13 protein-coding genes and 1 pseudogene are annotated in these 13,503 nt (G+C 41.8%); 4 read left to right on the forward strand and 10 right to left on the reverse strand.

Features of this window, described 5'->3' with window-relative positions:
- Positions 1–10 precede the first annotated feature (10 nt).
- The 3 genes from VY86_RS20735 to VY86_RS20745 all read right to left on the reverse strand — a co-directional run bounded on the left by VY86_RS20735 (position 11) and on the right by VY86_RS20745 (position 3,690).
- Positions 11–1,594 carry an aldehyde dehydrogenase (NADP(+)) gene (locus VY86_RS20735; RefSeq protein WP_046976390.1) on the reverse strand — a complete coding sequence of 528 codons (1,584 nt, stop codon included), beginning with the start codon at positions 1,592–1,594 and terminating at the stop codon, positions 11–13.
- Between the two features lie 26 nt (positions 1,595–1,620).
- Positions 1,621–2,541 carry a dihydrodipicolinate synthase family protein gene (locus VY86_RS20740; RefSeq protein WP_046976391.1) on the reverse strand — a complete coding sequence of 307 codons (921 nt, stop codon included), beginning with the start codon at positions 2,539–2,541 and terminating at the stop codon, positions 1,621–1,623.
- A gap of 285 nt (positions 2,542–2,826) precedes the next feature.
- The gene (locus VY86_RS20745; protein ID WP_046977009.1) at positions 2,827–3,690 is read right to left on the reverse strand and encodes an AraC family transcriptional regulator; all 864 of its coding nucleotides are present in this window, start codon (positions 3,688–3,690) and stop codon (positions 2,827–2,829) included.
- 340 nt (positions 3,691–4,030) lie between these two features.
- Here VY86_RS20745 and VY86_RS20750 point away from each other — a divergent pair, with 340 nt between their 5' ends.
- The 4 genes from VY86_RS20750 to VY86_RS20765 are packed head-to-tail and all read left to right on the forward strand — an operon-like array spanning position 4,031 to position 7,666.
- Entirely contained in the window at positions 4,031–4,981 is a 951-nt protein-coding gene (locus tag VY86_RS20750) for a 4-hydroxyproline epimerase (RefSeq protein ID WP_046976392.1), read from the forward strand.
- Positions 4,978–6,114: an NAD(P)/FAD-dependent oxidoreductase gene (locus tag VY86_RS20755; protein WP_046976393.1), complete on the forward strand. Its 1,137-nt coding sequence runs from the start codon at positions 4,978–4,980 to the stop codon at positions 6,112–6,114. Before VY86_RS20750 ends, VY86_RS20755 begins: the two co-directional genes overlap by 4 nt.
- An 11-nt stretch (positions 6,115–6,125) precedes the next feature.
- Positions 6,126–6,380 (forward strand): (2Fe-2S)-binding protein, encoded by a 255-nt coding sequence (locus tag VY86_RS20760; protein ID WP_046976394.1) that lies wholly within the window; start codon positions 6,126–6,128, stop codon positions 6,378–6,380.
- A gap of 2 nt (positions 6,381–6,382) precedes the next feature.
- Positions 6,383–7,666, forward strand: a complete 1,284-nt coding sequence (locus VY86_RS20765; RefSeq protein WP_046976395.1) for an FAD-dependent oxidoreductase — start codon at positions 6,383–6,385, stop codon at positions 7,664–7,666.
- A 287-nt stretch (positions 7,667–7,953) separates the two neighbouring features.
- Here VY86_RS20765 and VY86_RS23775 read toward each other — a convergent pair.
- The 7 genes and pseudogenes from VY86_RS23775 to VY86_RS20800 all read right to left on the reverse strand — a co-directional run.
- Positions 7,954–8,097 (reverse strand): annotated as a pseudogene (locus VY86_RS23775) (phosphate starvation-inducible protein PhoH); the annotation flags it as partial.
- Positions 8,098–8,574: 477 nt separating this feature from the next.
- Positions 8,575–9,582, reverse strand: a complete 1,008-nt coding sequence (locus VY86_RS20775) for an endonuclease (protein ID WP_046977010.1) — start codon at positions 9,580–9,582, stop codon at positions 8,575–8,577.
- 366 nt (positions 9,583–9,948) lie between these two features.
- The gene (gene aqpZ, locus VY86_RS20780) at positions 9,949–10,644 is read right to left on the reverse strand and encodes an aquaporin Z (protein WP_046976397.1); all 696 of its coding nucleotides are present in this window, start codon (positions 10,642–10,644) and stop codon (positions 9,949–9,951) included.
- Positions 10,645–11,008: 364 nt separating this feature from the next.
- Positions 11,009–11,446 (reverse strand): universal stress protein, encoded by a 438-nt coding sequence (locus tag VY86_RS20785; RefSeq protein WP_023044257.1) that lies wholly within the window; start codon positions 11,444–11,446, stop codon positions 11,009–11,011.
- A gap of 118 nt (positions 11,447–11,564) precedes the next feature.
- On the reverse strand, positions 11,565–11,903 hold the full coding sequence (locus tag VY86_RS20790; RefSeq protein ID WP_046976398.1) for a hypothetical protein: 339 nt from the start codon (positions 11,901–11,903) through the stop codon (positions 11,565–11,567).
- A 306-nt stretch (positions 11,904–12,209) separates the two neighbouring features.
- A complete protein-coding gene (locus VY86_RS20795) occupies positions 12,210–12,638 on the reverse strand; it encodes a universal stress protein (RefSeq protein WP_021325149.1) in 429 nt (142 codons plus the stop codon).
- Between the two features lie 383 nt (positions 12,639–13,021).
- Positions 13,022–13,246, reverse strand: coding sequence for a DUF2594 family protein (locus VY86_RS20800; protein WP_046976399.1), 225 nt, complete (start codon positions 13,244–13,246; stop codon positions 13,022–13,024).
- Positions 13,247–13,503: the final 257 nt, after the last annotated feature.

Here is a 13,503-nt window from a genome sequence, read left to right on the forward strand (position 1 = left end):
TTAAACTGATTTACAATGCTTCCCTACTCATTACCCCATTGATTAATCGGGAAATATTTAACGGATTACGGTTTTGTAGTGCTGGGGGAAGTAAGGATTCGGGATAGTTTTGGAGACATACCGGACGCAGAAAACGCCAAATAGCCAGTGTGCCAACGGAAGTCCCTCTCGTATCTGAAGTCGCTGGATAAGGCCCACCATGAACCATGGCATCACATACTTCAACACCTGTTGGGTAGCCGTTGACAACCACTCTGCCAGCGATGTTCTGTAATCGTCGACTGAGTTCATGCGAATTAGCTAATTCATCGTGTTCACCAATCAAGGTCGCGGTAAGCTGTCCCTGCAAACAGTCAATTGCGCTTAAAAGCTGGTGCTGGCTTTCAGCTTCAATCACGATAATAACAGGACCAAAAACCTCCTCTTGCAGCAGAGCATTTTTATTCAACAACAAAGCAATATCTGCACAATACAGCATCGTAGTTGCCTGATTTTCATGATGTTCACCAGTGGCTAACTGTGTCATTAAGGGTTCATTATCCAGTTTATGAATACCTTTTTGGTAACTGAGTAATGTGCCTTGGTTTAGCATTGACTGTGCCGGACGAAGAATGACTTCCTGCATTAATTGAGTAATAAATTGATCAAATTCTGGTGAACAAATGCCCAGGATCATGCCCGGTTTAGTACAAAACTGACCGCAACCTAATGTGAATGAATTTGCCAGTTCTTGGGCAATTTGTTTTCCCCGCTGTATTAAAGCGTTTGGCAGCGCAATGACCGGGTTGATACTCGACATTTCAGCAAAAACCGGAATAGGTTGTGATCGCTGCATGGCCATATCGAACAATGCACGCCCGCCAGCGAGTGAACCGGTAAAACCAACCGCCTGAATAATCGGGTGTTTGACTAAATCCGCCCCCACGCTATTGCCATAAATCATATTGAATACACCTGCGGGCATTTGTGTCGCTATAATAGCGCGCTCAATGGCTTGCGCGATGATTTCGGCGGTGACCATATGGCCGCTATGCGCTTTGAAAACAACGGAGCAGCCCGCCGCTAATGCTGACGCGGTGTCACCACCCGCGGTTGAAAAAGCCAAAGGAAAATTACTGGCGCCGAAAACCGCAATAGGGCCAAGAGGAATATAACACTGGCGAATATCAACCCTAGGAAGCGGTTTTCTCTCAGGTTGTGCAGTATCAATGCGGGCAGCATGAATATCACCACGGCGTAACAACGTAGCAAACAGCCTCATTTGCCCACTCGTTCTCGACCGTTCGCCCTGAAGTCGGGCGGGTGACAGAGCCGTTTCTTCCGATACAAGGGCAATGAAATCATCGCCAAGAGCATCAATTTCATCCGCAATTTTATCTAAAAAAACGGCACGTCCTTCTAATGATGTTTGGCTATAACGTGTAAATGCATCGGCGGCGGCTTGAACAGCGAGATCGACCTCATGTACTGTAGCCTGATAAAACACATAACCCATTGATGAATTATCCACCGCTCGCCGGCTGTGTAAACAACGTTCTCCCTCTGCTTGCCTGTGACCACCAATAAACTGCATACCTGAATGTGTTACTGACATAGCGATTTCTCCAAAGGGATCAAAATTCAGAGGCCTACATCAGGCAGCGAAGGACGGTTTGCGAGGGCTTTTTCTACAATGGCGCGTACTTCAACCAATATTTCCCCCTCAAGCGGTAAACGTGGTGGGCGGGTAATCGCACTGCCACGGCCAACCATTTCTTCACACAGTTTGATGCATTGCACCAAATCAGGACGGAAATCCAGATGCAGCAAAGGCATAAACCAGCGATATAACTGCCGGGCTTCTTCATAACGTTTCTGTTTAGCCAGACGGAATAAAGTCTCCCCTTCCCGCGGAAAGGCATTCGACATGCCTGAAATCCAACCTTCTGCGCCCACGGCGACTGACTCTAAAACGACGTCATCCAAACCAGCAAAAAGAATGAAGCGATCGCCTGCTTCATTGGGAATATCACTAAAAGGTCGGGTATTGCCTGATGAATCTTTAAACGCAACGATATTTTCGCAATCGGCCAGAGATATCAGCATTTCTGGCGTAATATCATTTTTATACAGCAGAGGGTTGTTATATAGCATGATGGGCAAATCGGTAGAAGCGGCAATTGTACGGAAATATGCCCTGTTTTCTTTAGGGGTTGGCGTATAAACCAATGGTGGCATAATCATCACCCCATTAGCCCCTGCCTGGCGGCATTCAGAGACCATTTTACACGCATTGTCGGTTGTCAGTTCCGCAATACCCGAAAGAATAGGAACTTTCCCAGCAGTAACATCCACCGCGAGTTCAACGATAGCACGCTTTTCCTTCATGGACAGGGAAGTGTTTTCCCCCACAGAACCATTGACAACTAAACCGGAAACCCCATCTTTAATCAGGTTTGTCATGACCTTATGAGTGGCGTCCAAATTAATGGAAAAATCGGGGTTAAATTGGGTTGTTACTGCCGGGAAAACGCCATGCCAGTTAACCTTTTTCTTGCTCATGGTCTTATCCTTTGATTGATATTTGACATGCAAATTGTTTTCATCTTGTTAATAAAATGTGACTTATTGGTTTTGACTGAATAATGGCTATTTCGCCAAAAAGAAGCTTGTCACTTTTCGCAGTGAACAATGACGAAATCAGCATAATAGGAATAACAAACTTAAAGCTGAGGGATTGTTACTGGGCCAGATAATTCCTGATTACAAGTAAGTTCTTGAATAAATGAATTAACCCAATATCGTGGCGGTAAAATGACAAATTGGATCACGATAAGGACGGATATATCAGGAAAGCGGCAAATGACTCCTGCCCATTGACTGGCGAAAATCACTGGGCGTGATTCCAGTTAACGCCTTAAATTGCCGGGTAAATGCACTGTGATCAGTATAACCACATTGCAAAGCGACATCTGTGATAGGCAGTTCTGTCGCCAGCAATTCAGACGCTTTTTCAATTCTGATTTTGTGGATCATCTGCCGGGGCGTCAGGTGAAAAATGCGTTTACAGTAACGTTCCAATTGAGCAACCGAGAGATGTGTTAGATTCGTCAGCTCTTTGAGACGAATTGTTCGATCAAAATGTTCACGAATATAATCATCAACGATAGCCAGTTTTTGGTACACAGGATGGTTTTCCTTAACTTCCATCAGATCATGAGAAATTCCCGCCATACCAATAATTTGATTATGTTGATTATACAACGGCAATTTATATGTCATGCACCAACCTGTTTTGCGTCCATGATAAAAATGGAGCTCCAGTTGGTTTTGGATAATTACCCCTTGGTGTAATACACGTAAATCTTGTTCGGTGTAACAACTGCCCATCTGAGCAGGAAAGATCTCGGAGGAAGTTTTACCAAGTAGCGAAGAGATCGATTTAAATCCGCAGCGTGTAGCCAGCGTAAGATTCGCAATTAGGTAACGTGCTTTGGTATCTTTGATAAAGAAAACCACACTGGGAATCGCATTCAGCAATGGTGTAATTAAGGCAACCGCATTGAGAATATCTTGCAGGTGACTGGGTTTGTGATTAACAAACCCACTACAAAGTGTTGATAAAAACTCAATATTACAAACATCATGGTCACTTGTACCAATGCCATTTTTTTCATTGTGCTGGTATAGGCTGTCATGGGCTATATTCATCATCGATATCTCCAGTCTATCATCATTAAAATAAGATTTTTAACTCGTGTATTTGGTTATTTATCTTGATTAAAAAGATCAAAATAAATATCAGATTCAACTTATCCGCAATGTTCAGAAGAATTATTTTATATTCATGTGATAATTATCACAGAAAGTTATTCCTATCGTTCTTATTTATCCATTTGATTTTTAAATTATTATTTTTCATGGTGTCCAAATAATAATTCAGGGATTTTTTCATTGTGCTGATTTCAGCATGTTGCGATATGAAACTCATCAAGCGGTAAGCGAAATATTACGCCACCATTTGTTAAAAATACGTTAATTTGGTGGGCTTATGGCAGAAAAAAATGAGTATCAGATTGTTCGCGTCATTGATTCACACACAGGTGGAGAACCCACGCGCACAGTAATAGAGGGATTTCCATCTCTTGGCAAAGGAACTGTCGCTAAACAACGGCAACGCTTTGAAGCCGAATTTGATCACTGGCGCAAAGCTCTCATTCTTGAACCCAAAGGGAATGATGTGTTGGTAGGTGCCCTCTTATGCCCGCCCGCGGCACCTGAAGCCGATATAGGCGTTATCTTCTTTAATAACACAGGGTATTTGGGCATGTGTGGTCATGGTACCATGGGCCTTATTGCCTCCCTCCATCATCTGGGCTGGTTGCGCCCCGGCAAGTATAAAATTGAGACGCCTGTTGGCCTTGTGGAGGCAGTGCTCCATGAGGATAGAGCGGTGTCTGTTCATAATGTCCTCTCTTATCGTTACCGGCAGAATGTCACCGTGAATATGCCAGGTGTGGGTGATGTCAACGGAGACATTGCCTGGGGAGGAAACTGGTTTTTTCTGATCAGTCAGCATGGTTATTCGTTAACCACCCATCATATTGATGAACTCACGCAATACAGTTGGGCCGTTAGGCAGGCACTAGAACAAGCAGGGATTACTGGCGAAAATGGCGAGTGTATCGACCATATTGAATTGTTTGCTCCTGATAACAATGCTGACAGCCGCAATTTTGTGTTATGTCCGGGGAAATCCTATGACCGTTCACCCTGTGGCACAGGAACGAGTGCCAAATTAGCCTGCCTGGCAGCGGATGGAAAATTGCAGCCAGGTGAAGTTTGGCGACAATCCAGCATTATTGATAGTGTTTTTGAAGCCCAATATCAATGGGCTGGTCAGAAAATTGCCCCTGTGATCCGGGGAACTGCACATGTTTACGGTGATAACAAATTAATCATTGCGAAGAACGATCCTTTCGTCTGGGGGATCAGTGTATGACCCCACCTCAAATGTCGGACGTCATCATCGTTGGCGCGGGTATCGTTGGCACCGCGTGCGCTTATCAATTGGTACAGGATGGTTTAAGCGTTGCTGTGATTGATGATGGCGGTAAAGGGGCGACACAGGCAGGAATGGGGCATCTGGTGTGTATGGACGATAATCCTGCTGAATTGGCATTGAGTAGTTATTCATTAGATATATGGCGAACATTCACCCCACATATGCCCGAAAACTGTGCATGGCGTGGATGCGGTACGCTTTGGCTGGCGGGTGCAGAAGATGAAATGAAACTTGCTGAGGAAAAAAGCGCACGTCTTGCCAGCTATGGGATTGAGAATATTCCGCTGACAGCGACACAGATTCATCAAATGGAGCCTATGGTGAGAGCTGGAATCGCGGGTGGTTTATGTGTTCCAGGGGATGGGATTATCTATGCACCAAATGTCGTACACTGGTTTCTTGCTGCCTGTAATGAAAAAATTCAGTTCATTAAAGGGCAAGTACACGCCTTAGAACCTCAGACCATTGTGTTGCGTGATGGAACAAAATATTGCGCACCGAGAATATTGCTGGCAAATGGGTTGTGGAGCACACATCTGTTACCTGAATTACCTATTGTCCCTAAAAAAGGGCAATTGGCAATTACAGATCGCTACCCTACCTGCATCACACATCAATTGGTGGAATTAGGGTATAGCGCCAGTGCACATGCCCCAGATGGTACGTCAACCGCTTTTAACGTCCAGGCCCGCCCTACTGGTCAGCTCTTAATTGGATCTTCACGCCAGTTTCATAACGAAAAACACACTATTGATCTCGCCCTACTCCGTTCTATGCTCCAACGCGCACTCCATTTTTTACCTCAAATTGGTCAGATGAATATCTTACGTTGCTGGTCCGGCTTTCGTGCTGCGACTCCAGATGGCTTGCCGCTGTTGGGACAACATCCCGATTATGAATGGCTATGGCTGGCTGTGGGCCATGAAGGATTAGGGGTGACGACGGCACCGGGCAGCGCCAGAATTATTTCTGCATTGATGCTGAATAGAAAAACAGAGATTGATCCATCACCTTACCAACTTGCACGTTTTACCCCTATGGCCCGTCAAACAAATAGCACGGATTATTAAAAGAGGTTGCCATGACACTCAAAAAACCACCATTTATTGCGTTATTTATTGATGAGGAAATGATCACAGTTCCTGCGGGGATTACTGTTGCGGCGGCGCTGGCTTATACCGGTGATGAGCATTGCCGTATGTCTGTATCACATCAATTGAGAGCGCCTTTCTGTGGTATAGGGATCTGCCAAGAATGCCGTTTGATGATTAATGGTCGCCGTCGTGCAGCTTGCCAGACCGTTTGTGAAACGGGTATGAAAGTTGAGAGGATCTGAATATGGCAACATCATCATCTTCTACGGTACTGCGCTGTGATGTACTAGTTGTTGGTGCAGGACCTGCGGGATTGGCTGCCGCACAGGCCGCCGTACAGAGACAACAATTCGTTATTCTGATTGATGACAATCCCAGCGCCGGCGGACAAATTTGGCGTCAAGGGCCATTTCATGCATTACCGCCGATGGCAAAACGTTATTTATCGGTGCTATCAGAAGATGCATTGATCTATTTACCGGGTTGTAAAGTGATTGCAACAGACAGCCAATGTGTAATTGTTGAAACGGTAGGTAAGCACCAAATTATTCACTACCAACGTATCATTCTTTGTACTGGAGCCAAAGAAAAATTACTTCCTTTTCCTGGATGGACATTACCGGGTGTCACAGGAGCTGGCGGATTACAGGCACTGATAAAAAATGGTCTCCCCATGACGGGTGAGCGTGTTGTTATTGCCGGTAGCGGACCGCTTTTGCTTGCAGTTGCAGAGACGGTGAAAAAAGCGGGCGGGGACGTGGTTGGCATCATTGAACAAGCGCCTTCGCACCGCTTATTCTCGTTTGGCTTACGACTGATCCGTTGGCCGAAAAAATTACGTCAAGCCATCACTCTCATGCCACTTAAAAATTATTACAAAAACAGTATGGTGTTGGGAGTGGAAACCTCAGCAGAAGGAAGGTTAACTGGCGTGTATATCAGCAATAAAGGGCAGCAGCAGAAATTATCCTGTACACGTTTGGCTTGCGGTTTTGGTTTAAGACCAAGTACGGAATTGGCGCAATTGCTTGGTTGCTTGCTGGATGAACAAGGAAATATTCAGGCAGATGTGTGGCAACAGACGACTATACCTGGTGTCTATGCCGCAGGAGAATGTACCGGTATTGGCGGCAGTGAGCTTGCACTTTGTGAAGGATTTATTGCCGGATTTGCAGTGAGTGGTGAATACGCATTAGCTGAAAAATGGCAGCAGAAACGGATAACATGGCGGCGTTTTGCAACAGCGGCGGCACAGGCGTTTAAATTGAATAAAGAGATCACACGGGCACTTCCACCCGATACATTGATCTGCCGTTGTGAAGACGTGCGTTTAGAAGAACTTGAATCATTTCAGGATTGGAATAGTGCAAAAATGGCAACACGGTGCGGCATGGGGGCTTGCCAGGGAAAAATCTGTTCCGCCATTCTCCACGATATTAAACATTGGGCAATACCATCCCCTCGCATCCCACTATCGCCTGTTAGTCTTGAAACGCTGACGACAGAAGTTGATAAGACAATTGATTGATCATGAAGGGGCTTGATCATTATTTGTCTTTACTATCTCTTAGGTCACCAATGGCATAGCAGCCCAGGTTACCTGCTTAATGTGCTCAATGAAGGTTATCAACAAGACTATCAGCAACAGACTGCTAGCAACCTCATTGTCTTCATGTTCTTCCCCAAGGCGGTCCTTTAACCCCTTGATTATTATGACTACACGCAAAAAACCTCAACGGCGTATTTTCGCGGATTATTCACTACGTGGTTGTTCACTGTAAGCCAGTAACGTTTTCCGGCACAGTTGAGAGCGAACGCAATCCCTATGGCTTCTATGCCACCAAGCTGTACCAAAGAAGTCACATTGTCATCATCCCGGTAACGTTGATGACGTAAATCCTTTTTCATCATCCGTTTTGCCTCTCGGCGTGATTTAATCACCGCTTTCTGTCTGTTCATAGCAGTAACACCTTATCGTTGTTTTCACCAATACGGTGTCATATCACCGATACAATAAATACGTTATTTCAAATAGATAGTAATTTCCTTTCAGTTCATTAGCGTTACTCGCAATTATTCCCGTTTAATGAAAACTAACGAATCATCATGACAATATAATGACAATCTTTACGTTATGATAAATAAGCCAGGAATTTTCCATTAAAAATAATCGACAGTATTGTCTGTTTATTTTTATGGGAATTTTAACTTATTGAATAGTATGACTTGATACTGACCATAATGAATATCCATTAATATAAGCTAATTACTTATTAGTATAGCTGTTGTTGGCAATTGTTGATCTATTTACTACGGTGTTCGGTTGCCATACGGTAAAAAAGTCACTATCTGAAATAATCCTTTTTCACCCTATGGCAACCATTTTATTAAAATGCCTACTGCTGGCAACAGAGCAATAGTTAATTATCTGTGTTGTTAAGTACTCTTACAGTTTCCAGCCAATCGGAAGCCAGCATTTTTTGCTTCAACTTCTGTTTGAAAATAAATAGCATTCTTCTCCAAAATCGCCTTATATCCTGAACAATGGGAGAAATGATAAATTTTGCTATTGTTATTACCTTTGATTAATCCTGTATGTGACGAATCAGATGACACCCGTTTTTTCTGGATATCTGTTTGATTACTCTTTCCCTGCCCCTTTCTCTGCTCTGCTGGTGGAACACCGATAGCTGAATTCTTATGCCACAATTCCCATTTCCGCTCACCGGTAACAAAAGGATTATGATGCCCCATAATGCCGGCAATTCGGTTATCTCTCTTCCGTTCCCATTGACTTGGTGGATATTGACGATCCCAGGCCATGAATAACTGCTGCTGCTGACGTGACATAGAAAGATTATAACGATCGTGCATATAAAAATTGATCCGGGCAATTTGCCCTTTTACTGCGTCCCGCGGCTCGAACGTGCGAGATTTAGCATCGACTTTACTGGTACAAGCACCATAATCATTCGGCTCATTCTTTGGTAACATTCCATAACTGAAATTACTGCGATCACCGTTAACCTCGCCAATGGATGGAGACAAATTATGCATATCAGATTCCATTGCCCTGAAAACCGGATCTGAGGATACACAATTTTTCCTGCCTCCCTTTTGCCAACACTGCCGCTGATGTCCAAAAACCCAAGCAGGAACAATATGTTCCCATTCAATCCGTTCGGCCCGGTCCCGATTCTGTTGTGACCTGACTTGATAACCACACGAAGACAGATTGACGCGCCCACCACTCTTCCCCGTCCATTGCCAATGACAGCCACAATACAATGTTCCCGTCTTTGATTTAAATTGATCATGATAGATATGGTTACGCAGTTCAGTTTTAGCTTGTTCAAATGTAGCCGGAGCAGCAAAAGAAGATGAGGAAACAATTAAACTGAAACACCCAATATAAATCGCCCAAAAATTAACTTTTCGTTTCAATGACATACCCTATTTATTCAAAATATCATTTTGATCTTTCCCTTTTATGTTGCCTCATAATCGACCTATAAGACAAACATTGTTTATTTGCATTTCTTCCTAAACGCTCCTTTTAAAACGAAAAACTATCTAACAAGCAGGTTGAGATACCACATTAATTTTACCTGACAAAAGATTATTGATGTTAAAACAAGCATAAAAGGAAGGTTATTGCATTATTGAGCAGTGATTAATTGAGTATTATTAAATCAATCTGCAAATGTTTGAGTTTACACGCGGGTCAGTAGGTTAAAACAGTGTACAAATCAATATACAGAGGCCACGCTATCGCGTGGCCTTAAAGCAAAGTAACTCCATCAGTAAAAATCATTGTTTTTCAGCAAGCAGTAACCTGTAGACAACACCACCCACAATCCCGCCAATAATCGGCATAACCCAGAATAGCCATAACTGCTCTAAAGCCCAGGTATTCTGGAATATAGCAACAGCAGTGCTTCGTGCCGGGTTAACTGAGGTGTTTGTAACAGGAATACTGACCAAGTGAATTAAAGTCAACGCCAAACCTATTGCTAATGGCGCAAAACCCGCATAGGCTCGTTTATCTGTTACACCAATAATGACAATCAGGAAAATAGCCGTCAAAACAACTTCAGCAATAATAGCTGACTGAAGTGAAAATCCACCAGGTGAATGCTCACCATAACCATTGGATGCAAAACCACTGGCTGTCACATCAAAACCAGCCTGTCCGCTGGCAATAACATACAACACAGCTGCCGCAAGAATACCGCCTATAACTTGAGAAATAATATAAGGAATAATTTCTGCGGCCCTAAAACGTCCCCCCGCCCAAAGGCCAATTGTCACCGCAGGATTAAAATGCCCACCAGAAATATGCCCTACTGCATACACCATCGCCACAATGGTTAAACCAGATGCTAAAGAGACACCGACAAAACCAATACCTAATTCAGGAAATCCAGCAGCTAATACAGCACTACCACATCCCCCAAAAACCAGCACGAATGTCCCAAGCAATTCAGCCGTTAGTTTTTTTAACATATTTTATCCTCACCCAGTTATCGAATAGAGTCACCTTACTGGAATTAACTATAGCTAATAAATGAAAATCACGCTTATTTTTGACACAACCACATAAGCTGCTGATTTATTATACATATTTACACCACATTCACTTTAAACACAATATTCAATATAGAATTTGCCCTATTGGATCAACTTTTCGATAAAACACGGATAATTTAAAATCAATTATCTCCAGAACAAACTCAACATTCTTTTTTAAATATAAAAATCCGGTGCAGAATATAGGCACCGGATTATCACATAAGTATTGAATAGCTCAATATATATTAAACAATGGGTACAATACAGAAGATAGTCTTTTCACTACTAAATAAATAACTCACCTGACTACCAAAACGGAAATATTCGCATATCCGACAATTCCTGAAGCATTTGAACCTAATAAATGCGTCGAAATATTAGGTCGTCTGGAGCCAATGATAATTAAATCGGCTTTAATCTCATTTGCTGTTGATAATACTTTGTCCCTTGGTGATCCAAAAGCGACAGAGAAAGAGACCCGCTCTTTTGGTAAGTTTATTTTTTCAACAACTTTTGCCAGTTCTTCTTCTGATCTTGCAATAGATTTCTTGGCAAAAGAGTTGATCAAGTCATAATGATAACTATAACTAACTGAAAATCTCGGTACATCAGGAATGGAATGGAAAAGATGTATATTGGCATCAGACAACTTAGCCAAATATTCTGCATGTGCAATCGCTTTATCGGTCAATTCATCTTCTGAAATTTCCACCGGCACTAAAATAGTCTTGTACATATGCACTCCTATATTTATATACCAAACCGAACTACTTCAATGAGTATATAAAATATTCCATTATTTGCTGTGAGTTGTTTAACTAAATCAAACAAATTACTGTATAACTCATTTTTCATTACTCAGCGTCAAGATGCCATTTGTGTAATATCCGGTGGATGAAAGGTGTTACAACAAGCCCTAAAGTAATCAAGAACACACTTTCCAGAAATAACCCATATATCGCAATAAAATATTTACCAGGCAAACTAACAGGGGCAGGATCTAACCCCTGTGCTCCAAGCATAGATAAGGCGTTGAGCAAAGACTCAGAAAATGAGTGCTCTTCTATCAGGTAAAACCCCAGCACACCCGGAATTATTCCAATAAAGAAAAATGTGGCGGCGATAAGGTAAAAACGCGCCACTCGCCATAGAAAATGATCCAGACGAATCAGTTTATCAGTAAATTTTTCCATAATTATTTCATCCGCAATAATTCTGCACAGTCACATGCAATCTCAATGAAAATGAAGCCAGATCAAGCTTTACTAAACAGCTTTAACTAATGGTAAGCCATACTAAGATAGCTTACCAATTTATCCAATTAAGAGCCCATCCCATTAGGGCTATTTTATTTACCACTTTGTCAAAAAGAGCGAATCACTCCTCACGTACTCTGTATACACCCCGGTTTTCTGAACACTGTCTATGCTCACTGTCCATTCACAAGAACAGTCTGCAACAATTACGCCTACTGGGATAGGCTCTAAATTTCAGCTATCTTACCTGATAACCAAAACAGATATTTTCGAGTATTTGACAACGCCTGCTGCATTAGACCCTAATAAATGCGTTGTGATATTAGGTCTCCTTGAGCCAATAACAATAAGATCAGCATTAATTTCTATAGCAGTTGCGGTTATTTCATCTCTTGGTGAACCAAATGCAATGGAATAGGATAGCTTATCATCAGGAATATCCATCTTATCAAGCAGCACTTTTAAATCATCTTCTGCTTTAATTGTCGCTTTATCCCTAATTTCCTCATATCCTAATGAATATGCATTAACAATCGCCGATGAGATTGGCAACACATGAAGTATATGGAGCTGCGCACCCGTTTCTTTAGCTAAAGACAGTGCATGCTTAACAGCTTTACTCGTTAGTTCATCTTCTGAAATATCTACCGGTACTAAAATAGTTTTGTACATATGCACTCTCCTATATTTACATACCAAACCAGACTACTACATTTAGTATACTCTATATCCGGTTAATTACTATGAGTTATTTAACCAAACGAAAACAATGATAAAAAGAAAAAACACTTATAAAAGTAAAAATCAATCATCATGATAATAATAAATTTATTACTGTTTGTCATCAATGATGATCCAGCCCATTACTCACAAAAGAAAAAATCAATTAATACCTTTATTCAATATATCATCCTGTATATAACGATAAAATAACGATTATAGATTAAGGATTTTTCACCTATCACACCTGCTTACCTGTCCTTTCTCTATCGCGTTTTAAGGTATGCCAAAAGTGACATGTACAGGGGCAATAACATCAACCCCTGAAACCTATTTTACTGCCGGTATAACGCTTTTATTTGCTGAATGGTATTTTCAAATATCTTAGCTTGTTTTTCATCGTCCATTTCTGCAATAGCACGCTCCACATTCAGTATAACTTTCCCGGCATTAGCTTGCCCCAGCGTTTTAAGAACCGAAGCCAACAACATTTTTAAACATATCACTTCTGTTGCCAGGATTTCGGTATCGGAAGATGAAGCCAAATCAATGTTATCCATAGTCGTTACCTGCTTAAGTATTAATTACGTTATGAAAATAATAATTATATCACATAATCCATCCCCTATTTTTATACATCTGGTAAATATATCTACAAAAACAAACGTTAACAAATTGTTAAAATCATTTATTTTATAAATATTTGTGCAGTTATTAATTCTATGATAATCAGAATATGCGGGATGTTATTGCTGTAAATAAATAATACATATTGCCATATAAGATAATTCTCTTTTGTCTTTGAGAGATATAAGTA

It is taken from the genome of Photorhabdus thracensis (genome assembly GCF_001010285.1).
Classification (GTDB): domain Bacteria; phylum Pseudomonadota; class Gammaproteobacteria; order Enterobacterales; family Enterobacteriaceae; genus Photorhabdus; species Photorhabdus temperata.